The sequence below is a fragment of the Ralstonia sp. 1138 genome, assembly GCF_040544795.1.
In the GTDB taxonomy this organism is placed as follows: domain Bacteria; phylum Pseudomonadota; class Gammaproteobacteria; order Burkholderiales; family Burkholderiaceae; genus Ralstonia; species Ralstonia flatus.
Genome location: NZ_JBEPKQ010000004.1, coordinates 318,675 through 341,761, shown reverse-complemented (window position 1 = coordinate 341,761; position 23,087 = coordinate 318,675). Strand labels below are relative to the sequence as shown.

Genomic DNA, 23,087 nt, shown 5'->3' with positions numbered 1-23,087 from the left:
ATTCAACGCATAACAAAAGGATCCCGATTTCATGATTCACGCACTTGAGCAGGGTGGTGTCGCGCGCGGTGTTGCCCAGGCGGCACGCGTTGCAGTGCTGGCACTGGCAGCGACGGCTGTCCTTGGCGGTTGCTCGCTGTTCAGCAGCAAGAACAAGCATGAGCCGGCCAAGCTGAAGGAGGTTCAGCAAGTGCTGGCCGTGCGGCAGGTGTGGAGCGTGAGCGTCGGGAAGAGCGGTCGCTACGTGATGCAGCCGGCAGTGGCAGGCAACAACGTTTACGTGTCGGCCGCCGGCGGTACTGTGACCGCCCTGGATGGCGCTACCGGCCGCACCATCTGGCAAGGCAAGGCGGATGTGGATCTGACGTCCGGCCCGGGCAGCGATGGCACGCTGACGGCGGTGGCGGGTGAGAAGGGCGCAGTCGTCGCCTTCGACGAAAAGGGTGCGCAGAAGTGGAAGGTCGCCGTCAACGGTGAAGTCCTGACAGCGCCGCTGGTGGGCCAGGGGCTGGTGATCGTTCGCACGACGGACGGCCGCGTCCTGGGTCTGGACCCCGCCAACGGCGAACGCAAGTGGATCTATCAGCGTTCTCCGTCGGCGCTGAATCTCCGCAGCAGCCTGCCGATGGTTTTTGCCGGCGATAACGTCATCCTCGGTTTTGCGGGTGGCAAGCTCGGTGCACTTTCGGCCAGCAACGGCGCGCTGCGGTGGGAAGCCGCCGTGTCGTATCCGCGCGGCGTGTCGGAGATCGAGCGTCTGAACGATGTGACCGGAGCCCCGTCGATCAGCGGTTCGCAAGTCTGCGCAGCCAGTTTCCAGGGGCGCGTGGCGTGTTTCGATACGAGCACCGGCGCACCGCGCTGGGGACGAGATTTCTCGTCGCCGAGCGGTGTGACGCAAGACGATGACGGGCTGTTCGCTGCTGACGAGAAGTCGGTCGTCTATGGCTTTAACGCACAGAATGGTGCCGATCTCTGGAAGAACGATGCCCTCCTGTGGCGCGATCTCGGCACGCCGCTGGCCTTCGGCCGCGCGGTCATCGTCGGCGATTCCGAAGGCTGGCTGCATTTCCTGTCGCGTGACGACGGCAAGTTCGTGGCCCGTGTGAAGACCGACAGCAGTGCCATCGGCGCAGCCCCGGTAGTGGTCGGCCAGACGCTGGTGGTTCAGACCCGCGGTGGTGGCGTCTACGGCTATCTGCCAAAGTAACATTGGCCGCCTTGGCCCGAGGGGGCGGGGGCGGCACACGCATCACCTCAGGGTGGCAGCGCCGCCTTGAACTTGCGCCCGCGTACTCCGCGGGCGTCTTGCATCTGTGTCATCAGGCATTCAGCCGTGCAGATGCCAACCGCAGTTGCAATAATCAGAATTTGCCGTGGCGCCATTCGCGTGCGGCACACAAGCATGAAACCAGTCATTGCCCTTGTAGGGCGGCCGAATGTCGGCAAATCGACCCTCTTCAACCGCCTGACGCGCTCGCGTGACGCATTGGTTGCGGATATTCCGGGCCTGACGCGCGATCGCCACTACGGTGAAGGCCGCGTGGGCGATCGTCCATTCATCGCCATCGATACCGGCGGCTTCGAACCCGTCGCCAAGGAAGGCATCGTTGCGGAGATGGCCAAGCAGACACGTCAGGCCGTGGTCGAAGCCGATGTCGTCATCTTCATCGTCGACGGCCGGCTGGGGCTGGCGCCACAGGATCGCGTGATCGCTGACTACTTGCGCAAAACCGGACGTCGCATCCTCCTGGCCGTCAACAAGGCCGAAGGCATGCGCTATACCGCCGTCGCCAGCGATTTCTATGAGCTTGGTCTGGGCGACCCGGCCGCCATCTCGGCTGCGCACGGCGATGGCGTCAACGACCTTGTGGCCGAGGCGCTGGATCTGGCCTTTGACGAGCGCCCTGAGCTTGCCGAGGCAGCCGATGCGCATGACCACGGTACCCGCATTGCCATCGTCGGCCGTCCGAACGTAGGCAAGTCGACGCTCGTGAATGCGCTGATCGGCGAAGAGCGTGTGATCGCCTTCGATATGCCGGGCACCACACGCGATGCCATCTACGTGGATTTCGAGCGCAACGGCAAGCCGTACACACTCATCGACACGGCCGGCCTGCGCAAGCGGGGCAAGGTGTTCGAGGCGATCGAGAAGTTCTCGGTCGTGAAGACCTTGCAGTCGATTGCCGACGCCAACGTGGTTGTGCTGATTCTCGACGCGCAGCAGGACATTTCCGACCAGGACGCACATATCGCCGGCTTCATCGTCGAATCCGGCCGAGCGCTGGTGATCGGCGTGAACAAGTGGGACGGCCTCACCGGACATGCTCGCGATCGCATCAAGCACGATATGGAGCGCAAGCTCCAGTTCCTGTCCTTCGCCAACGTGCATTACATCTCCGCCAAGGAGCGCACTGGCATTGGCGCGCTGATGAAGTCCGTGGACGCTGCCTATGCTGCCGCCATGGTCAAGCTGCCGACGCCCAAGCTCACGCGCGTGCTGATGGAGGCGGTCGAGTACCAGCAGCCGCGACGCGCAGGCGTCTCGCGTCCGAAGCTGCGCTACGCGCACCAGGGCGGTTCCAACCCGCCGATCGTGGTGATTCACGGCAACGCGCTGTCGAATATTCCCGAGACCTATCGCCGCTACTTGGAGGGGCGCTTCCGCGAAGCCTTCCAACTGAAAGGCACACCACTGCGAATCGAATTTCGTACGAACAAAAATCCGTACGCCCAATCCAACGAGTGAGCGCCGCGCGGGCGGTGCTCGACGGCGGGAGCGTGTGATGCGGGGCATTCGAACGGAGGATGACCAAAAAGGCCGAGCCATTTCATATGGCGGGGTCTTCGGTTTTCCGTTTGCTTTCCCTGATTTCTAAGGCTAAATTCTCGAGACATGGCGCTTGGTGTCTACAAATCCAGGCGCCATTGGCGTCATTTGGACGCGTCTGGCCGACTCTTTTGACGAACTTTTTTTGCGTCGCCTGCTTGAACCCGGGCTTCCTAGCCCCATAACCCACCACTAAACCTATAAATCTGGAGTGTGCCATGAGCAACAAAGGGCAATTGCTACAAGACCCGTTTCTGAATGCGCTGCGTAAGGAGCATGTGCCGGTGTCGATCTACCTCGTCAACGGTATCAAGCTGCAAGGCAACATCGAGTCGTTCGACCAATACGTCGTGCTCCTGCGTAATACCGTGACGCAGATGGTGTACAAGCATGCAATCTCCACCGTGGTGCCGGCTCGTGCCGTGAATTTCCGCGTGGACGAAGCGCCTGACGCCTGATTCTGCCTCGCTCCCGCCGCCCTCCGCGCGGCGGGACGCACCCACCCCCGTTTCTCCCTTCCTTATTTCCCCGTTTGGCATCCCATCCCACCTCCAGCTCGGAGCCGACGCGCGCCATTTTGGTCGCCGTCGATTTCGGCAAACACGATTTTCAGGAAAGTCTGAGCGAACTGGCCCTGCTGGCCTCGACGGCCGGTTCTGAGCCGGTGCGCGCCGTCACGGGCAAGCGCTCCAGGCCCGACGCCGCGCTGTTCATCGGCGCCGGCAAGGCGGAAGAGGTGAAGATCGCTGCCGACGAGGAAGACGCAGAGATCGTCATCTTCAACCACGCGCTGAGCCCGGCTCAGCAGCGCAACCTCGAGCGCTTTTTCGGTCGCCACGTGGTGGACCGCACCGGCCTTATCCTCGACATCTTCAGCCAGCGCGCGCAAAGCCACGTGGGCAAGGTGCAGGTCGAACTGGCGCGCGTGCGTTACCAGGCAGCCCGGTTGGTCCGGGCGTGGAGTCACTTGGAGCGTCAGAAGGGCGGCGTCGGCCTCCGCGGCGGCCCCGGTGAACGTCAGCTCGAGCTGGATCGCCGGATGCTCGATGAGCGCGCCAAGCGTCTGTCGTCTGAGTTGGACAAACTGCAGCGTCAGCATGACACGCAGCGCCGTTCGCGCAGTCGCAACGACGCTTTTTCTGTCTCGTTGGTCGGTTATACCAACGCCGGCAAATCGACACTCTTCAATGCGCTGACCAAGGCGCGCGCGTACGCTGCCAACCAGCTGTTTGCCACGCTGGACACCACCTCCCGCCGGCTGTACCTCGAAGGGCTGGGCAATGTGGTGCTGTCGGATACGGTGGGTTTCATCCGCGATTTGCCGACGCAGCTGGTGGCCGCCTTCCGCGCCACGTTGGAAGAAACCGTGCACGCCGACGTGCTGCTGCACGTGGTGGACGCCGCCAGCACCGTCAAGCACGAGCAGATGGAGCAGGTCGATCGCGTGCTGGATGAAATCAACGCGAGCGGCATCCCCCAGATTCTGGTGATGAACAAGATCGACGCGGCGGAGGAGCTGCGCGTCGCTGGCCCGCGTATCGAGCGCGACGAGACTGGCGCCGTGCGGCGCGTGTTCGTTTCCGCCATCGAAGGGACCGGGCTCGATCTGTTGCGCGAAGCGCTGGTCGAGACCGCGACCCGCCTGCGTGAGCACCCCGCGTCGCATGGCGGCGATTTCGATCCGCGCTTCGACACTCGCCGCGATTTGCTGCCGGAGCACCGTGACGAACTGTCGCAAAGCTTGCCGAGCAGCGGTTCTTCCGCCAAAGGTGACGAAGAGGGCTGATAGAATGCCCCGTTACTTCTTCGCAGTCAGACAATCAGGACAAGCCCGACCGCTCATGCCCGAGATTTCGACCCAGTCTTCTTCCATGGCCTCGCCGCGTTCGGCGCGAGGTTTGTGGCACCGCTTGCGCGTGCTGCTTTCGCTGAACGATCCCCGGTGGGGTCGCGGCGATGACAACAATGCCGAGCGCGAAGACAAAGATGAGCCGAAGCGCCAAAGCAAGCCGCCCCAGGATGGTCCTCCGGACCTCGACGAGTTGTGGCGCGACTTCAATCGCCGTCTGAACAACCTGTTCGGCCGCAAGGACAGCGGTAACGGTAACGACGGTCCCACGCCGCTGCGTCCCGGTAGCAGCCGAGGTGGCTCGGGGCTGGGCGTCGGCGTGCTGCTGGCGGTGCTGGTTGGCCTGTGGCTGGCCAGCGGTTTCTTTATCGTGCAGGAAGGCCAGACAGGCGTGATCCTGCAGTTCGGTCGCTTCAAGTATCTGGCAACGCCGGGTATCAACTGGCGTCTGCCGTATCCGATCGAGTCGCACGAAATCGTGAACCTGTCGGGCGTGCGCACGCTTGAAATTGGTCGCACGACCCAGATCAAGGACACGAACCTGAAAGACTCCTCGATGCTCACGCAGGACGAGAACATCGTCGACGTGCGCTTCTCGGTTCAGTACAACATTGCCAACCCGGTCGATTACCTGTTCTACAACCGTACGGACCGCGGCGGCGATGAAGAATTGGTGACACAGGCGGCCGAGACGTCGGTGCGCGAGATCGTCGGCCGCAACAAGATGGATGCGGTGCTGTACGAAGGTCGCGATGCGGTTGGCCGCAATCTCGCGGAATCGATTCAACGCATCCTGTCGGCTTACAAGACCGGCATCCGCATTCTCAGCGTCAACGTGCAGAGCGTGCAGCCGCCGGAGCAGGTGCAGGCCGCGTTCGATGACGTGACCAAGGCCGGCCAGGATCGCGAGCGTGCCATCTCCGAAGGTCAGGCTTACGCCAACGACGTGGTGCCGCGTGCCAAGGGTACGGCCGCCCGACTGGGCGAAGAGGCGCAAGGCTACAAGGCACGTGTCATCGCACGGGCGGAGGGTGATGCGGCCCGCTTTGCCTCGGTGCAACGCGAATATGCGAAGGCGCCACAGGTTACGCGCGATCGCATTTATCTGGAAACCATGCAGGACATTTACGCCAACTCGACCAAGGTCCTGGTTGACCAGAGCAATGGCAGCCTGTTGTATTTGCCGCTGGACAAGCTGATCGCGCAAACGCAGGGTGACACCTCCCGTCCGGCAGCGGCGCCTGGCGCCTCAGCGCAGGACAGCGGTTCTGCGCAGGGCGTACCGACCCCCTCCAATCCGTCACCGGCCAATGACGCAGACTCGCGCTCGCGCGAAGCACTGCGCAACCGTGACCGTGATTCGCGCTAACAGGAGGGCACTATGAATCGTCTGATTTCTGCCTTCGTGGCGCTGGTCATTGCCCTGGCGGTGTTTTCGTCGGTGGTGTTCGTGGTGGATCAACGGCAGTACGCCGTGGTGTTCGCCTTTGGTGAGATCAAGCAGGTCATCAAGGAGCCCGGGCTGCATTTCAAGCTTCCGCCGCCGCTGCAGAACGTTGTGTTCATGGATAAGCGCCTGCAGACCATTGATGTCGCCGGCGCCGATCGTTTCATCACGGCGGAGAAGAAGAACCTGCTGGTCGACTGGTTCGTGAAGTGGCGCGTGTCCGATCCGCGTCTGTTCTACGTGAGTTTCAAGGGCGATAACCGCCTCGCGCAAGACAGCATGACGCAGAAGATCAACTCTATCGCCCGCGATGAGTTTGCACGCCGCACGGTGTCCGATGTGGTCTCGACTGATCGTGAAGCCGTGATGCAGAGCATCCTCAAAGGCGTGCAGGAGTATGGCAAGTCCGTCGGCGTGGACATCATCGACGTGCGCCTGAAGCGTGTCGATCTGCTGGCCAGCGTGACGGAATCCGTCTATCGCCGCATGGAGGCCGAGCGTAAGCGTGTGGCCAACGAGCTGCGTTCGACGGGTGCCGCCGAGGGTGAAAAGATCCGCGCCGATGCCGATCGTCAGCGCGAAGTCGTCCTCGCCGATGCCTACCGCGATGCGCAGAAGATCAAGGGCGAGGGCGACGCCCGTGCTGCTGACATTTATGCCGATGCGTTTGGCCGCGATCCGCAGTTCGCCGCCTTCTGGCGCTCCATGGAAGCGTATCGCGCGTCGTTCCGTGATCGGAAGGACGTGATGGTGCTGCAGCCGAACAACGATTTCTTCAAATACATGCGCAGCCCGAACGGCGGCAACTCGGCGGCGGCACCGGCTGCCCAGACGGGGCGCCATCGCTAGTACAATGCGTCGCTGATCATTTGAGGCGGACAGACCCCGGCTTGCCGGGGTTTTGTTCGTTCGCCAACCGCATCCCATGGAAGAGTCACTCCCCAACGTTTTGCTCGCAGCGTGCGCGCTGGTGCTCGTATTCGAGGGCATTCTGCCGTTCGTGGCGCCGCAGGCCTGGCGACGCGCGTTCGAGACGCTGACCGATCTGCCCGACGAAAAGCTTCGCGTGATCGGCCTGGTGTCGATGGCGATTGGGCTGATCCTCCTGCGGTTGCTGCATCGCTAGCGCACTTCCTGCGTTTTTACCGAATTTCTGCTGTACCAGACTCCCGAGCGAGACCGTCATGCCGACCACTTGGCTGCTGCCTGAATCCATTGCTGATGTGCTGCCTTCCGAGGCGCGCAAGATCGAAGAGTTGCGCCGCTGCATGCTCGACCTGTTCCGCACCTATGGCTACGAACTCGTCATGCCGCCGATGCTGGAATACATCGAGTCGCTGCTCTCCGGCACTGGGCATGACCTCGATTTGAAGACGTTCAAGCTGGTCGACCAACTTTCCGGCCGCACCATCGGCCTGCGCGCCGACATCACGCCGCAAGTGGCCCGCATCGACGCCCACTTGCTGAACCGCGCCGGCGTCACGCGCCTGTGCTACGCCGGTTCGGTATTGCACACGCGTCCGAGTGGATTTCACGTCACCCGTGAGCCGCTTCAGATCGGTGCTGAAATCTACGGTCACGCCGGGCTGGAAGCCGATCTGGAAATCCAGGAGCTGATGCTCGCCGCGCTGTCGGCCGCGGGTCTGGCCGATGTGCGTCTGGATCTCTGTCACGTCGGCGTGGTGGCCGCGTTGCTGGAGCAATCACCGATTGCCGCACGCATTCAGGACGATCTTTTCACGGCGCTGGCCGCCAAGGACGTGCCGGCCTTGCGTGCCATCACGGCTGATCTTCCGGCGGCGCAGCGCGACGCCATCAATCTGCTGCCGGCGCTGTACGGCGGTGTCGACGTGCTTGAGCTTGCGCGCAAGCAGTTGCCGGCGTTGCCTGCCATCGGCCGCGCGCTGGACGACTTGGCTACGCTGGCCGAGCGTGCAGGCGGAGCGACCGTCAACATCGATCTGGCCGATCTGCGCGGCTACCACTACCACAGCGGTGTGATGTTCGCTGCCTATGTGGCCGGTGTGCCGAATGCCGTGGCGCGCGGTGGCCGGTATGACAAGGTCGGCGAGGCGTTCGGCCGCGCCCGTCCGGCGACAGGCTTTTCACTGGACCTGCGCGAAGTGGCGGGTATCTCGCCGGTGGAGGCGCGCGCCGCCGCCATCCACGCGCCATGGTCGGGTGATGCCAAGCTGCGCGAGGCGATTGCCGCGTTGCGCGCTGCGGGCGAAATCGTGATCCAGTCGCTGCCGGGCCACCCGGAAGATCTGGAGGAATTTGCCTACGACCGGCAGCTCGTCGAAGAGGGCGGTCGCTGGATCGTCAAGCCCCGCAACGCTTCGATCTGAGGCTGTTGCATAACGTTGTGTAAATACCCCGTAATTTCAGGGAAGCCCTTGGCAACAAGGGTAGAATACGTTTTTAACCCATCTGCAAATTCAACATGTCCGCACCAGCAGTGAGCCAAGGACGCAATGTCGTCGTCATCGGCACCCAATGGGGTGACGAAGGTAAAGGGAAAATCGTCGATTGGCTGACCGATCATGCGCAAGGCGTGGTTCGTTTCCAGGGCGGACATAACGCAGGCCATACCCTCATCATCGGCGGCAAGAAGACGATCCTGCGTCTGATCCCGTCGGGCATCATGCGCGACGGCGTCGCGTGCTACATCGGCAACGGTGTTGTGCTGTCGCCCGAGGCATTGTTCAAGGAAATCGACGAGCTGGAATCGGCCGGCGTGCAGGTGCAGAACCGACTGCGCATTTCGGAGGCGACCAACCTGATCCTGCCGTACCACGTCGCCATCGACAAGGCGCGCGAAGCCAAGCGCGGCGCCGCCAAGATCGGCACCACCGGCCGCGGTATCGGCCCAGCGTACGAAGACAAGGTGGCCCGTCGCGCGCTGCGCGTGCAGGACCTCTTCGACCCGGCTTACTTTGCCGAGCGTCTGCGCGAAAACCTGGATTTCCACAATTTCGTTCTGACGCAGTACCTGAATCACCCGGCGCTGGATTTCCAGCAGACGCTCGACGAGATGCTGTCGTATGCAGACCGCCTCGCCCCGATGGTGACGGACGTATCGGCCGAGCTGTTTGCCGCCAACGCTGCCGGCAAGAACCTGATGTTCGAAGGCGCGCAAGGCACGCTGCTCGATATCGACCACGGCACGTATCCGTTCGTCACGTCGAGCAACTGCGTCGCGGGTAATGCCGCCGCGGGTGCAGGCGTCGGCCCGGGCCAACTGCATTACATCCTCGGTATTACCAAGGCGTATTGCACGCGCGTGGGCTCTGGCCCGTTCCCGAGCGAGCTGTACGACGCGGATAACCCGGCGCGCCAGGATCCGATCGGCGTGCGTCTGGCCAATGTCGGCAAGGAATTCGGTTCGGTCACGGGCCGCCCGCGCCGCACGGGTTGGCTGGATGCCGCTGCGCTGCGTCGCGCGATCCAGATCAACGGTGTCTCGGGCCTGTGCATGACCAAGCTGGATGTGCTGGATGGCCTGGAAACGCTCAAGCTGTGCGTGGGCTACACGCTCGACGGCAAGGAAATCGACATCCTCCCGCGCGGCTCCGATGCTGTGGCGCGTTGCCAGCCGATCTACGAAGAATTCCCGGGCTGGAATACCTCCACCTTCGGCCTGAAGGAGTGGGATGCGCTGCCCGAAACGGCTCAGGCTTACCTGAAGCGTGTCGAAGAAGTGGCCGGTATTCCGATCGCCATGATCTCGACCGGCCCCGACCGCGACGAAACCATCCTGCTGCGTCATCCCTACAAGGACTGACGCGTTGCTCCCAGATTCGCCCGGTGATTCGCCGGGCGAATTTGCATGGAGCGCTGTTTTTCATAGAACACGATAGCGGCAACTCACGCCGCATTCACGATACGAAGAGGTACACCATGAACCAGCCTATCAACGACGACTCGCACCTGTGGGTGTCTTGGGATGACTACCATGGCCTGATCGAGCGTCTGGCGCTCATCGTGCACGAGTCGGGCTGGAAGTTCGACAAGATCCTGTGCCTGGCGCGTGGCGGCTTGCGTGTTGGCGATCAGCTTTCGCGCATCTACGACCTGCCGTTGGCCATCCTGGCAACCAGCAGCTATCGCGAAGCCGCCGGCACGCAGCAGGGCGATCTCGACATCGCGCAATACATCACGATGACGCGTGGCGAGCTGTCGGGCCGCGTCTTGCTGGTGGACGATCTGGTGGATTCGGGCGTCACGCTTGAGCGTGTCGGGCGTCACCTGAAGGAGCGCTATCCGGCCGTGACCGACGTGCGCACCGCTGTGCTGTGGCACAAGGCATGCTCGAAGATCAAACCGGATTACGCCGTGCAGTTTCTTGCGACCAATCCGTGGATCCATCAGCCGTTCGAGGAGTACGACACGCTGCGTCCTCACAACCTGGCGGCGTGGATCAAGCGCGGCAAGTCGCGTTCGGCCGGTAACGGCGAAGCATCGGCGGCTTGAGCGTTGGTCGATTGCGTCGAGTGTGAATGGAGTGGCGTGTGCGGCTTGCGTCGTGCGTGCCACTTCGGTAACCTGACGTCACGGGCCGCAACATTGGCCCGAAACCCGCGTACGGATTGGCTTTGCAGGACATGCCAATACGAGCAGCGCGGTTGATCGAAGCGTGGTGCATCGATGTCGATGTGCCAGGCTTTGAACCCACCCAGCGTCTAGGGCAGGTGAGGCCGGTGATCCTGGCTCGGCCCTGGCGTGATAGCCAAGACACAATGCACGTCGTCCTTCGCGGAATGTCGCGTCAGCTACTGAATAACGATAATCCGGTCGCGGAAAAGAAAAACGGCGCAACTTGCGTTGCGCCGTTCCTAAACTCTGGTGCCCAGGAGAGGACTCGAACCTCCACGGAGTTACCCGCTAGTACCTGAAACTAGTGCGTCTACCAATTCCGCCACCTGGGCAGGTGTGCGTGTACCGAAGCTGTAATTATTACGGGATCCAGCGATCCTGTCAACACTCTAGAAGAAAAAATTGAATCAACCGACTTATCCGATCCCGAGCCGCGAGGAAATCCTCGGTGTGCTGCGCACGTCGGGGTCTCCGCTGTCTGCCACCGACATTGCCAAGGCGCTGTCGGTCACGCGCAAGGAGCATGACGGCTTTATCAAGCGTCTGACCGCCATGGAGCGGGATGGTCAGATCGAACTCAACCGCAAGGGGCGCTACGAACTGGCGCACCAGCCCAATTTCATCGAAGGCCGCGTCATTGGCCATCGCGATGGCTTCGGCTTTTTCGTCCGCGATGACGGCGAGCCCGACATCTTCCTGCCAGAACGAGAGATGCAGAAGGCCATGCACGGCGACCGCGCCCTGGTGCGCGCCGTCGGCTACGATCGCCGCGGGCGTTCGGAAGGGCAGATCGTCGAGATCCTGCAGCGCGCCAACAAGCGCGTTATCGGCCGGTTGCTCTCGGAAAGCGGCACGCTGGTCGTGGCGCCCGAAGACAAGCGTCTGGGCCGCGACATCCTGATCGCGCCGAAGGGGCAGGGCAAGGCCAAGGTCGGCCAGGTGGTGAGCGTGGAGATCCTGGAATATCCGGATCGCTACGTTCAACCGATTGGCCGCGTGGTCGAAGTGCTGGGTGAGATCGACGACCCGGGCATGGAGATCGAAATCGCGGTGCGCAAGTACGGCGTGCCGCACGAGTTTTCGGAGCCGACACAACGTGAGGCGGAGGCGCTGCCGGACGTGGTGCGCGACGCCGATCTGGCCGGCCGCATCGATTTGCGCGACGTGCCGCTGGTCACCATCGATGGTGAAGATGCACGCGACTTTGACGACGCCGTCTACGCAGAGCCGGTGAAGATCGGCCGCACCAAGGGCTGGCGCCTGATCGTGGCGATTGCCGACGTGTCGCATTACGTGCGGCCTGGGCATCCGCTGGATGCAGACGCCATTGATCGCGCGACTTCGGTCTACTTCCCGCGCCGCGTGATTCCGATGCTGCCGGAGAAGCTTTCCAACGGTTTGTGCTCTCTGAACCCCGAAGTGGACCGCCTGTGCATGGTCTGCGATGCCGTGATTACGGCCAAGGGTGAGATCAAGGCTTATCAGTTCTATCCGGCGGTGATGCACTCGAAGGCGCGCCTGACCTACAACGAGGTCTGGGCGATCCTGTCGAACGTGAAGGGGCCGGAAGCGGCCAAGCGAGCGCCGCTGGTGCCGCATCTGCAGGATCTGTACGAGCTGTATCAGACGCTGCTGAAGGCGCGCCGTGAGCGTGGCGCGATCGACTTCGACACCACCGAGACGTACATTGTCTGCAACGCACAGGGCAAGATCGAGCAGATCCTGCCGCGCACCCGCAACGACGCACACCGGCTGATCGAGGAGTGCATGCTGACGGCCAACGTCTGTGCGGCCGAGATGCTCGAGAAATACAAGCACCCGGCGCTGTACCGCGTTCACGCAGGCCCGACCGAAGAAAAGCTGCAGGCGCTGCGCGCGTTCCTGAAAACCAGCGGCTTGACGCTGGGCGGCGGTGACAAGCCGCAGGCGTCCGATTACGCCGAACTGATGGAAAAGGTGGCCGCGCGCCCCGACGCGCCGATGCTGCAGACCATGCTGCTGCGCTCCATGCAGCAGGCGGTCTACAGCCCGGACAATATCGGCCACTTTGGCCTGGCGTATCCGGCGTATGCGCACTTCACGAGCCCGATCCGCCGCTACCCCGACTTGCTGGTGCATCGCTCCATCAAGGCGATCCTGAATCGCACGCGTTATGTGCCGGCGTTGGCGCCGGGCGTGCAGTTGAACAGTGCGCTATCGCCCAAGGCGCGTCGTCTGCAGGCCGAAGCTGAGAAGGGCGTGCCGGCTGCGGTCGTCAACAAGGCCAAGGTCGAAGCGATCTGGCATGAGCTTGGGGTGCATTGCTCCGCCAATGAGCGCCGCGCCGACGAAGCCTCGCGCGACGTCGAGGCCTGGCTCAAGTGCTATTTCATGCGCGACAAGCTCGGCAACGAGTTCTCGGGCACCGTCAGCGCCGTCACCTCGTTCGGCATCTTCGTGCAGCTCGACGAACTGTATGTGGAAGGTCTGGTGCACGTGACCGAGCTGGGCAGCGATTACTTCCAGTACGACGAAGCCCGCAACGAGCTGCGCGGGGAGCGCACGGGCATCCGTTATCGGTTGACCGACCGCGTGCGTGTGCAGTTGCTGCGCGTCGATCTGGATGCCCGGAAGATGGATTTCCGCCTGATCCAGGAGCCGTCGACCAAGGCGCTGCGTCCGGCCAAGGTGACCGGCGCACCGGAAGCCGCGGCCGCGCGGCAAGCTGCAGTGGCGACGCCGGCACCGCCAGTCGGCCGCAAGAAACCGCGCCAGCTGGCAGCATTGCTAGGCGGTACGGCGAAGCCGGAGGAGTCGTTCGACGAGACGTTGGATCGCGTCATCGAAGAGCAGCCGGTCTTCGAGCCGGGCGGCCGGGCACTGCCCCCGGGCCATCCCCACGCCAAACCTGCGCGTAAGAAGCAGGCGGCGCGTGGCACGAAGCCCAAGGGTGGCGCCAAGACTGCAGCGCCACGCAAGGTGGCAGGCAAGGCCCCGCGCAAGACCAAGGGGCGTTAAAGCGGTTAAGCGGTTAAAGCGGCCGAGGAGCGAGGGCAGACGGGTACAATCGCGCCATGTCTAAATCCAAGCTCCTCATCGGCTTTCATGCCGTGACCGCCCGACTGCGCCACGGCGCCAAGTCGATCGACGAAATCTACTTCGAGGCCAACCGCCGCGACCGCCGCATGCAGGATTTCCTGAAAGCGGCGGAAGCAGCGGGCGTGCGCCTCATTCCTGCTGACGCCGACCGCCTGCGCGGCATTGCCGGCACCGACCGCCACCAGGGCGTGGTTGCCAAGGCAGAGTCGCTGTCGCTGGCGCTCAATCTTGATGAACTGCTCGACGGCATCGAAGGCACGCCGCTGTTGCTGGTGCTCGACGGTGTGACCGATCCGCATAACCTTGGTGCTTGCCTGCGCGTGGCGGATGCTGCCGGCGCGCATGCCGTGATCGCGCCCAAGGATCGCAGCGTTGGGATCAACACGACGGTCGCGAAGGTCGCGAGCGGTGCGGCCGAAACCGTTCCGTACATCACCGTGACCAACCTGGCGCGCACGCTGCGCGAGTTGCAGGAGCGCGGCGTCTGGGTGATCGGCACGGCCGACGAGGCCGAACAAAATCTCTACCAAGCGGACTTCAAGGGCCCCATCGCCATCGTGATGGGCGCCGAAGGCGAGGGCATGCGCCGCCTCACGCGTGAGACGTGCGACGCGCTGGTCAGCATTCCGATGGCGGGCAGCGTGGAAAGCCTGAATGTGTCGGTGGCGAGCGGCGTGTGCCTGTTCGAAGCGGTACGCCAACGCGCCGCGGCACCTGCCAAGAAGTAATGAGCATCGAACCCACAGCCGTATCCGATGCGGCTGCATTGGCCCAGGCCCACGCCTGGGTCGAGGCCGCCCACCGCATCATGGTGCTGACCGGTGCGGGCGTCTCGGCTGAATCCGGTGTGCCGACGTTCCGTGATGCGCTGACCGGCCTGTGGTCGCGATTCAACCCGGAAGACATGGCCACCGAGGCCGCGTACCGCAAGCACCCGCGCATGGTGTGGGACTGGTATCAGGAGCGCCGCGAGCGCGTGCTGCAGGCGCAGCCGAACCCCGCTCATCTTGCGATTGCCGCGCTCGCCAAGCGCAAGACGGTGACGCTCGTCACGCAAAACGTCGATGGTTTGCATCAGCGCGCCGGCAGCGAAGGGGTGATCGAGCTGCACGGCAACCTGTTTGCGGACAAGTGGCTGGGTGGCTGCGGCAAATGCGATATCGCCACCGCCGAGCCGGGACGCCCACCGCGTTGTGCGACGTGTGGCGCGATGCTGCGCCCGGGCGTGGTGTGGTTTGGCGAACAACTGCCGCTCGTGGCGAACTACCGCGCTGAAGAGGCGGCCAATACGTGCGACCTTTGTCTGGTGGTCGGCACATCGGGCATGGTGTATCCGGCCGCCGGGTTGCCGGGGTTGGCGAAGGACCACGGTGCCAAGGTGATCGTCGTGAATCCGGAACCGAGCGCCCTGGATGCAACGGCCGACTTGGTGATCCACCAGCCGGCGGGCGTGTGCCTGCCCGCCATGCTGGGATAAGGCCCGGCTTTCTTCTTATGCCGCTGCGCGCAGCGGCTCAATCAACGCTTCCAACTTGATCGCGTCCGCCGCAAACAGGCGGATGCCTTCAGCAAGTTTTTCGGTGGCCATTGCGTCTGCATTCATGTGCCAGCGGAACGATTTCTCGTCGGCGGGCAGGCGCACGATATTGGCCGCGTTGGCGTTGTCCGGAGACAGCTTGCGCTCGACCGGCGCATCGGATTGCTGCAGCTGGGCGAGCAGATCGGGGCTGATGGTCAGGAGGTCGCAGCCAGCCAGTTCGACGATCTGCGAGACATTGCGGAAGCTCGCGCCCATGACCTCAGTGGGATAGTCGAACTTCTTGTAGTAGTTGTAGATGCGCAGGACGGACTGCACGCCGGGGTCGTTCGCGCCGCCTTGGGCGACCGGATCCCAGTTGGCGCCGGCATCCTTTTTGTACCAGTCGTAGATGCGGCCGACGAACGGCGAGATGAGTTGCACGCCCGCTTCCGCGCACGCCACGGCCTGGGCCAGCGAGAACAGCAGCGTCATGTTGCAGCGGATGCCTTCGGCGCGGAGTTGATCCGCCGCGCGGATGCCTTCCCACGTCGACGCAATCTTGATCAGCACGCGCTCGCGCGCCACGCCTCGCGCTTCGTACAGCGCAATCAAATGCTTGGCCTTGGCGACCGTCGCTTCGGTATCGAACGACAGGCGCGCATCGACTTCGGTCGACACGCGGCCCGGGATGATCGACAGGATCTCGCAGCCGAATGCCACGAGGACGGCATCGATGATGTCCTCGACGCTGTCGCTGCGGGCATCACGCACGGCTTGCTCCAGCAGCGGGCGGTATTCGGCTTTCTGCACGGCCTTGAGGATCAGCGACGGGTTGGTCGTCGCATCGTGCGGTGCGTAGGCACGCATGGCCTGGAAGTCGCCCGTATCGGCGACGACGGTGGTGAACTGCTTGAGTTGATCGAGCTGAGTCATGAAGCAAGTCCGTAGTGCGTTCCAGCGTTGCGCTGGAGGTGAAAGGATGAATCGATTGTACTCCGCAGGTTTGGCTCAGCGAGCCGGCCAGGGGCGATCGTATTGATCCGGTACACTACCGGGTTTTCCGATCCGACCGAGTTTTTGCGATGACGCAGGATGAACTGAAGGCGCTGGTGGCACAGGCCGCCGCAGACTACGTATTGGCCAACGTGCCCGAGGGCGCCGTGCTGGGTGTCGGCACCGGCTCGACGGCCAACCTGTTCATCGACGCGATGGCGCCGCACAAGGCACGCTTTGCCGGCGCGGTGTCCAGCTCCGAAGCTTCGACGCGCCGCCTGCAGGGCCACGGCTTTACGGTGCTCGATCTGAACGAGGTCGACGCCATCCCCGTCTACGTGGATGGTGCCGACGAGATCGACGCCTCGGGCGCCATGATCAAGGGCGGCGGCGGTGCGCTCACGCGCGAGAAGATCGTCGCCTCGGTCGCCAGCGTGTTTGTCTGCATCGCCGACGGCAGCAAGCTCGTCGAGACGATGGGCGCCTTCCCGTTGCCGGTGGAAGTGGTGCCCATGGCACGTGCAGCCGTGGCGCGCCAACTGGCTGCGCTGGGCGGTCAGCCGCGCCTGCGCATGACCAAGGAAGGCCAGATCTACAAGACCGATAACGGCAACGTGATTCTCGACGTGACGGGCCTGCGCATTGCCGATCCGAAGGGGTTGGAATCGGTGGTCAACGATATTCCGGGCGTGGTGACGGTCGGCCTGTTTGCCAAGCGCGGCGCCAATGTGCTGCTGCTCGGGACGGAAGCGGGGGTGCAGCGTCGCGATTTCTGATCGCCGTGCGTGCCTCATCGAAAAGCTGCTCATGCAAATGGGCAGCTTTTTTTTTTGCCCGTTGCGGCGCGTTGAATTGGCGTTGCCCAAACAAACAAGAAGCCGTTCAGTTTGCGCTGAACGGCTTTGGGGTAACGGCAGATCAGGCCGAAGGCGGCGGCACGTAGCCGGCGGCCTCGTCTGCACCATCGCCAAAGAAGTACTTCTCGGTCTGCTTGAGCAGGTACTGGCGTGCGCGCGAATCGGCCATGTTGAGGCGGTTTTCGTTGATCAGCATGGTCTGGTGCTTGAGCCAGCCGGCCCACGCTTCTTTCGAGACGCTTTGCCAGAGTTTCTTGCCCAGTTCGCCGGGCAGGGGCGGGAAGTCGAGACCTTCGGCTTCCTTGTTGAGCTTGACGCAGTGGACCATGCGGGCCATGGGGATTCCTCTTGTGTGGCGGGAGCGCCGCTCAAGCGCGACGCAGGTGCCGCTATTGTAAAGGCCGCGCGCTGCGGGGCTCGGATTCCACGACGCGCGCCAAGGGTTTAGAGCTTCTTCATCAGCACCATCGAGCGCCGCTGCCAGTTGTACAGCTTGCGGCGGTCTTCCGGGAGGTCGTCCACGCTGGCGCGCACGAAGCCGCGCTTGAGGAACCAATGCTCCGTTCGCGTGGTGAGCACGAACAGGCGTTTGAGGCCGAGCGCACGGGCGCGCACTTCGGTGTGCTTGAGCAGGCGTTCGCCGTCGCCGGTGCCCTGGCTGTCGGGCGAGACGATCAGGCACGCCATTTCGGCCATGCCGTCTTTCGGGTACGGATACAGCGCCACGCAGCCAAAGATGATGCCGTCGTGCTCGATGACCGAGAAGTTGGCGATGTCGCGCTCCAGCAGCCGGCGTTCGCGCGGCACCAGCGTGCCGTCCGCCTCGAGCGGCTCGATGAGCGAGACGATGCCGCCTACGTCGTCCAGCGTGGCATCGCGCAGGTATTCCAGGTCGGTGTGCGACACCATGGTGCCCACGCCGTCGTGCAGGAACAGTTCCAGCAGGATGCTGCCGTCCAGCGCGAACGGGATGACGTGTGCCCGGCGCACGCCGCCGCGCATCGCCTTGACGATGTGTTGCAGGTAATAGGCGGTGTCGTGCGACAGGCTGCCGTCGCGCAGGCGCTCGATGGCCGTTTCCATCGACAGATCCTGCTGCAGCTTGCCCACGCGGTCCATGATGCCGGGCAGCTCCGTGATGAAGATGAGCTTGTCGGCTTTCAGCGCCGTGGCGGTGTTGGCAGCCACGTCTTCCATCGACAGGTTGAACGCCTGGCCCGTGGGCGAGAAGCCCAGCGGCGAGAGCAGCACGATCTTGCGGTTGGACAGCGAGTGCTGGATCGACTCCGCATCGATCTTGCGTACCAGCCCCGTGTGCTGGAAGTCCACGCCGTTGACGATGCCCACCGGCCGCGCCGTCACGAAGTTGCCCGACACGACGGACATGCGTGCGCCGGCCATCGGCGTGTTCGGCAGGCCCTGGCTGAAGGCGGCTTCGATATCGAGGCGCAGTTCGCCCGACGCTTCCTTGGCGGATTCCAGCGCGGCGCCGTCCGTCACGCGCACGCCATCCACGAACTGGGTTTGCACGTTGCGAAGGGCGAGCTGTTCTTCCACCTGCGGACGCGAACCATGCACCAGCACGATGCGCATACCCATGGCGTGCAACAGGGCGACGTCGTTGACCAGCGCACCCAGCATGTCGGCCTTGACCAATTCGCCGCCAAAGCCGATCACGAAGGTCTTGTCGCGGAAAGCGTGAATGTAAGGCGCCACCTCGCGCAGCCAGTGCACGAACTGTTGCTGTTCCGGGGTGGGAGGAATCGGGGCGACGTCGACGGGGGCGGGCGTGTGCGCCGCCAGCGAAACGCCGGAGGCGGGGGCGGAGGAACGAGCGGTCACGGGCGGAGGAGGAAAAGCGGCACGGGGCGCGGGCCGGCATAGGAAAGATGCGCGGATTATAATCCCGCCCGATGTCAGATTCCCACGCCCAGCCGCCCCGGCCACGCCCGGCGGCGCCCTCCCAGAAATCGCCCAAAGACACGCCGCCGCCCGAGCGCAAGCCCGGCGGCAACGGTCGTCCGCAGCGCCGCCCGAAGCCCACGCCGGAAGAACTCGCCGCGGCGCTGGAGGCGCGCCGCGCACGTGCGAACCGCGTTCCGCCGATCACGTTTCCCGAAGCGCTGCCCGTGTCGGCCCGGCGCGACGAAATCGCCGAGGCCATCGCCGCCAACCAGGTGGTGATCGTCTCGGGCGAAACCGGCTCGGGCAAGACCACGCAGTTACCGAAGATCTGCCTGTCGATCGGGCGGGGCATTGGCGCGGGCGGTACCGGGCTGATCGGCCATACGCAGCCGCGCCGGATTGCCGCGACGTCTACCGCCAAGCGCATCGCCCAGGAAATCGGTACGCCGGTGGGCGAGCACGTGGGCTTCCAGGTGCGCTTCAACGACACGCTGTCTGCGGGTGCGTCGGTCAAGCTGATGACCGACGGCATCTTGCTGGCCGAGACGCAGAACGATCCGCTGCTGCGCGCCTACGACACGATCATCATCGACGAGGCGCACGAACGCAGCCTCAACATCGACTTCCTGATCGGCTATCTCAAGCAGCTTCTGCCGCGCCGGCCTGACCTGAAGGTCATCATCACCTCCGCGACCATCGACGCGCAACGGTTTGCCGAGCACTTTGCTGGCCCGAAGGGGCCGGCGCCGGTCATCGAAGTCAGCGGCCGGTTGTATCCGGTCGAGGTGCGCTACCGCCCGATCCAGCGCGACGAGAAGGACAAGGAACGCGATCTTTACGAGGCGCTCGTCGATGCGGTGGACGAACTGGCCCGCGAAGGCCCGGGCGACGTGCTGATCTTCCTGCCCGGCGAGCGCGAGATTCGCGAGGCGGCCGAGGCGCTGCGTAAGCACCATCCGGCGCATACCGAGATCCTGCCGCTGTTTGCGCGTTTGTCCGTGCAGGAGCAGGAACGTGTGTTCCGGCCGTCCAACGCGCGGCGCATCGTGCTGGCGACCAACGTGGCCGAAACCTCGTTGACGGTCCCGGGCATTCGCTACGTGGTCGATACGGGGCTGGCGCGCGTGAAGCGTTATTCGTATCGCAACAAGGTCGAGCAACTGCAGATCGAGCCGGTATCGCAGGCTGCGGCCAACCAGCGCGCCGGTCGTTGCGGCCGGGTCGCCGACGGCGTCTGCATTCGCCTGTATGACGAGGCGGATTTCATTGCGCGGCCGCGTTTTACCGATCCGGAAATCCTGCGTTCGTCGCTGGCGGCGGTCATCCTGCGCATGAAGGCGCTGCGGCTGACGGATGTCGAGCAATTTCCCTTCATCGAGCCGCCGCTGGGCCGTGCCATTGCCGACGGCTATCAGCTCTTGCAGGAACTCGGCGCCGTCGACGATGAAAATGCGTTGACTCCGCTGGGCAAGCAGGTCGCCCGCCTGCCGCTGGACCCGCGCGTGGCCCGGATGATCCTGGCTGGCCGCGACCATCAATGCCTGCGCGAGATGCTGATCATCGCGAGTGCCTTGTCGGTGCAAGACCCACGCGAGCGCCCGCAGGAACTGCAACAGCAGGCCGATCAGGCGCACCGGCAGTTCGCCGACGAAAAATCGGAATTCCTCGGCTGGGTGAAGCTGTGGAAGTGGTTTGAAGAGGCCATCGCGCACAAGAAGTCGAACAAACAATTGCAGGATCAGTGCCGCTCGCACTTCCTGTCGCATGTGCGGTTGCGTGAATGGCGCGACGTGCATTCGCAGTTGCATACCACGGTGGCAGAGCAGGGCTGGAAGCTCAACGAATCCGACCCGACGTACGAGCAGCTGCACTTGGCGTTGCTGACGGGCCTGCTCGGCAACATCGGTGTGCGCATCGAGGAGGCCGACGGTAAGGGCCGCGAGTACCTCGGTGCGCGCGGCATCAAGTTCTTCCTGTGGCCGGGTTCGGTCATCGCGCGCAAGGCGGGCAAGTGGGTCGTGGCAGGCGAGTTGGTCGATACCAGCCGCCTGTTCGGCCGTACGCTGGCGCGCATCGAGCCGGAATGGGTGGAGAAGGTCGGCGCGCACCTGTTGAAGGTGTCGTGGAGCGATCCGCATTGGGAAAAGAAGGCCGGCCAGGTGATGGCGTTCGAGCGCGGCACGCTGTACGGTCTGCCGATCTATCAACAGCGCCGCGTGCACTTCGGGCCAATGCAGCCGAAGGAGGCGCGCGAGATGTTCATCCGCCGCGCGCTCGTCGATGGCGAGTTCGAAACGCGCCTGCCGTTCTTCACGCACAACCAGCGCCTGGTGCGCGAGATCGAAAACCTCGAACACAAGTCACGCCGGCAAGACGTGCTGGTGGACGACGAGCTGATCTACGCGTTCTACGACAGCCAGATTCCGGCGGACATCTACAACACCGTGTCGTTCGAGCGCTGGTATGCCGAAGCCGCCAGCGCGGGTGGCAAGAGCGGCCAGAAGCTGCTGTACCTGAATCGTGATGATTTGATGCGGCACGAGGCGGCCGGCATCACGACCGACCTGTTCCCGAAGGTGCTGCCGATTGCCGGCATCGACATGGGCCTGACGTACCACTTCGAGCCCGGCAGCCCGCGCGACGGCGTGACGCTGACCGTGCCGCTGTATGCGCTCAACCAGGTGCCCGCGCAACGTACCGAATGGCTGGTGCCGGGCATGCTCAAGGAGAAGGTGCATCTGCTGCTGAAGAGCCTGCCGCAGAAGCTGCGCCGCCATTGCGTGCCGCTGCCCGACTACGCTGCCGGATTTGTCTCGCGGGTGCGGTTGGGCGATGGCGACCTGCTCGACCGCTTGATTGCCGACGTGCGCGAGCAGACCGGCATCGCGCTCAAGCGCGCCGACTTCAAACTCGAAACGCTGCCCGCGCATCACTTCATGAATTTCAAGGTGATCGACGAGCACGGTCGCCAGCTCGACATGGGGCGCAATCTTGCCCAGCTACGGGCGGAACTCGGCGGCCGCGCGCAGCAGACGTTCCAGTCGATCGCTGCGCAGGATGCCGCCGTGGCCGGCGTTCAGAACGACGGCGCCAAGCCCGGCAAGGCAGGCAAGAGCGGCAAGTCGGAAGCGCCGGCTAACGCCGCGCTGTACTCGGGCCTGACGACGTGGAACTTCGGCGAGTTGCCGGAGCTGCTGGAAGTCCGCAAGGGCAACCAGACGCTGTTCGGCTATCCGGCGCTCGTCGATGCCGGCGACCACTGCGATGTGGAGGTCTTCGACGACCCGGCGGAAGCTGCGCGCATCCATCGGCTGGGCTTGCGACGGCTGTTTGCGATCCAGCTGCGCGAGCCGTTGAAATACCTGGAAAAGAACATCCCAGGCTTGTCGCAGATGGCGATCCAGTTCATGAACCTCGGTACGCAGGATGAGTTGCGCGACCAGATTCTGGATGCCACGCTGGAGCGTGCCTGCCTGCAAGACCCGCTGCCGACCGATGACGCCAGCTTCGGTGCCCGCAAGGATGAAAGCCGCGCACGCCTGACGTTGCTGGCGCAGGAGATTGCGCGGCTGGTCGGCGCCATCCTGGCCGAATACGCGCAACTGCCGCGCAAGCTGCAGATCGCCAAGCCGTTTGCCGCGGCCACCGCCGATATCGACGCACAGCTCAAGACGTTGATGCACAAGCGCTTCATCGAGGCGACGCCGTATGCGCAGTTGACGCACTTCCCGCGTTACCTGAAGGGCATCGCGCTGCGCATCGACAAGCTCAAGGCGGACCCCGCCCGCGACACGCAGCGCATGCAGGAAATGGCGCCCCTCATCCAGCAATACCAACGCGCGGAAAAAGCGCTGCGCGTGCAAGGGCAGGGCGGCAGCGACCCACGCATGGAGGAATTCCGCTGGATGCTCGAGGAGTTGCGCATCGCGCTGTTTGCACAGGAACTGCGCACGCCGGTGCCGATGTCGGTCAAGCGGCTGCAGAAGGTGTGGGAATCGATGCAGCGATAGCTC

General features: G+C 63.8%; 18 protein-coding genes and 1 tRNA gene. 15 read left to right on the top strand and 4 right to left on the bottom strand.

Annotation, left to right across the window (positions count from 1 at the left end; genetic code table 11):
- Window positions 1–31: 31 nt before the first annotated feature.
- From bamB to ABIC76_RS19130, 10 genes are all read left to right on the top strand, one after another.
- Window positions 32–1,210, top strand: a complete 1,179-nt coding sequence (bamB, locus tag ABIC76_RS19175) for an outer membrane protein assembly factor BamB (RefSeq protein WP_102067011.1) — start codon at window positions 32–34, stop codon at window positions 1,208–1,210.
- Window positions 1,211–1,405: 195 nt separating this feature from the next.
- Complete coding sequence (der, locus tag ABIC76_RS19170) at window positions 1,406–2,749, top strand: ribosome biogenesis GTPase Der (protein WP_354534915.1); 1,344 nt, start codon at window positions 1,406–1,408, stop codon at window positions 2,747–2,749.
- A gap of 299 nt (window positions 2,750–3,048) precedes the next feature.
- Complete coding sequence (hfq, locus tag ABIC76_RS19165) at window positions 3,049–3,288, top strand: RNA chaperone Hfq (RefSeq protein WP_004626316.1); 240 nt, start codon at window positions 3,049–3,051, stop codon at window positions 3,286–3,288.
- A gap of 74 nt (window positions 3,289–3,362) precedes the next feature.
- Entirely contained in the window at window positions 3,363–4,616 is a 1,254-nt protein-coding gene (hflX, locus tag ABIC76_RS19160; protein ID WP_354534914.1) for a GTPase HflX, read from the top strand.
- 55 nt (window positions 4,617–4,671) lie between these two features.
- Window positions 4,672–6,048 (top strand): FtsH protease activity modulator HflK, encoded by a 1,377-nt coding sequence (hflK, locus tag ABIC76_RS19155; RefSeq protein WP_354534913.1) that lies wholly within the window; start codon window positions 4,672–4,674, stop codon window positions 6,046–6,048.
- A gap of 12 nt (window positions 6,049–6,060) precedes the next feature.
- Entirely contained in the window at window positions 6,061–6,975 is a 915-nt protein-coding gene (gene hflC, locus ABIC76_RS19150) for a protease modulator HflC (RefSeq protein ID WP_027677622.1), read from the top strand.
- A 76-nt stretch (window positions 6,976–7,051) separates the two neighbouring features.
- Entirely contained in the window at window positions 7,052–7,252 is a 201-nt protein-coding gene (locus tag ABIC76_RS19145) for a DUF2065 domain-containing protein (RefSeq protein ID WP_354534912.1), read from the top strand.
- Window positions 7,253–7,310: 58 nt separating this feature from the next.
- A complete protein-coding gene (locus tag ABIC76_RS19140; protein WP_102067015.1) occupies window positions 7,311–8,474 on the top strand; it encodes an ATP phosphoribosyltransferase regulatory subunit in 1,164 nt (387 codons plus the stop codon).
- 95 nt (window positions 8,475–8,569) lie between these two features.
- On the top strand, window positions 8,570–9,910 hold the full coding sequence (locus ABIC76_RS19135; RefSeq protein ID WP_206275363.1) for an adenylosuccinate synthase: 1,341 nt from the start codon (window positions 8,570–8,572) through the stop codon (window positions 9,908–9,910).
- A gap of 116 nt (window positions 9,911–10,026) precedes the next feature.
- Complete coding sequence (locus ABIC76_RS19130) at window positions 10,027–10,599, top strand: phosphoribosyltransferase (protein WP_027677618.1); 573 nt, start codon at window positions 10,027–10,029, stop codon at window positions 10,597–10,599.
- A 370-nt stretch (window positions 10,600–10,969) separates the two neighbouring features.
- Here the strand turns inward: ABIC76_RS19130 and ABIC76_RS19125 are convergent.
- Window positions 10,970–11,054, bottom strand: a tRNA-Leu gene (locus tag ABIC76_RS19125).
- Between the two features lie 70 nt (window positions 11,055–11,124).
- Between ABIC76_RS19125 and rnr the strand changes: the two genes are divergently transcribed.
- Genes rnr through ABIC76_RS19110 form a run of 3 tightly spaced genes read left to right on the top strand, consistent with a single transcriptional unit; the run spans window position 11,125 to window position 15,277 of the window.
- Entirely contained in the window at window positions 11,125–13,719 is a 2,595-nt protein-coding gene (gene rnr, locus ABIC76_RS19120) for a ribonuclease R (protein WP_354534911.1), read from the top strand.
- Between the two features lie 56 nt (window positions 13,720–13,775).
- Window positions 13,776–14,528, top strand: coding sequence for a 23S rRNA (guanosine(2251)-2'-O)-methyltransferase RlmB (gene rlmB / locus ABIC76_RS19115; protein ID WP_316875911.1), 753 nt, complete (start codon window positions 13,776–13,778; stop codon window positions 14,526–14,528).
- Window positions 14,528–15,277 carry an SIR2 family NAD-dependent protein deacylase gene (locus tag ABIC76_RS19110; RefSeq protein WP_354534910.1) on the top strand — a complete coding sequence of 250 codons (750 nt, stop codon included), beginning with the start codon at window positions 14,528–14,530 and terminating at the stop codon, window positions 15,275–15,277. Before rlmB ends, ABIC76_RS19110 begins: the two co-directional genes overlap by 1 nt.
- A gap of 15 nt (window positions 15,278–15,292) precedes the next feature.
- On the opposite strand, the gene tal is transcribed toward ABIC76_RS19110, so the two are convergent.
- Window positions 15,293–16,252, bottom strand: coding sequence for a transaldolase (gene tal / locus ABIC76_RS19105; RefSeq protein ID WP_027677615.1), 960 nt, complete (start codon window positions 16,250–16,252; stop codon window positions 15,293–15,295).
- 149 nt (window positions 16,253–16,401) lie between these two features.
- Between tal and rpiA the strand changes: the two genes are divergently transcribed.
- On the top strand, window positions 16,402–17,088 hold the full coding sequence (rpiA, locus tag ABIC76_RS19100; RefSeq protein WP_027677614.1) for a ribose-5-phosphate isomerase RpiA: 687 nt from the start codon (window positions 16,402–16,404) through the stop codon (window positions 17,086–17,088).
- A 142-nt stretch (window positions 17,089–17,230) separates the two neighbouring features.
- On the opposite strand, the gene ABIC76_RS19095 is transcribed toward rpiA, so the two are convergent.
- Together ABIC76_RS19095 and argA are read right to left on the bottom strand one after the other, a co-directional pair.
- Window positions 17,231–17,506: an oxidative damage protection protein gene (locus ABIC76_RS19095; protein WP_004626344.1), complete on the bottom strand. Its 276-nt coding sequence runs from the start codon at window positions 17,504–17,506 to the stop codon at window positions 17,231–17,233.
- 107 nt (window positions 17,507–17,613) lie between these two features.
- Entirely contained in the window at window positions 17,614–19,011 is a 1,398-nt protein-coding gene (gene argA / locus ABIC76_RS19090) for an amino-acid N-acetyltransferase (RefSeq protein ID WP_102067019.1), read from the bottom strand.
- A gap of 71 nt (window positions 19,012–19,082) precedes the next feature.
- Here argA and hrpA point away from each other — a divergent pair, with 71 nt between their 5' ends.
- Window positions 19,083–23,084: an ATP-dependent RNA helicase HrpA gene (gene hrpA, locus ABIC76_RS19085; protein WP_354534909.1), complete on the top strand. Its 4,002-nt coding sequence runs from the start codon at window positions 19,083–19,085 to the stop codon at window positions 23,082–23,084.
- The last annotated feature ends 3 nt before the right edge of the window (window positions 23,085–23,087 follow it).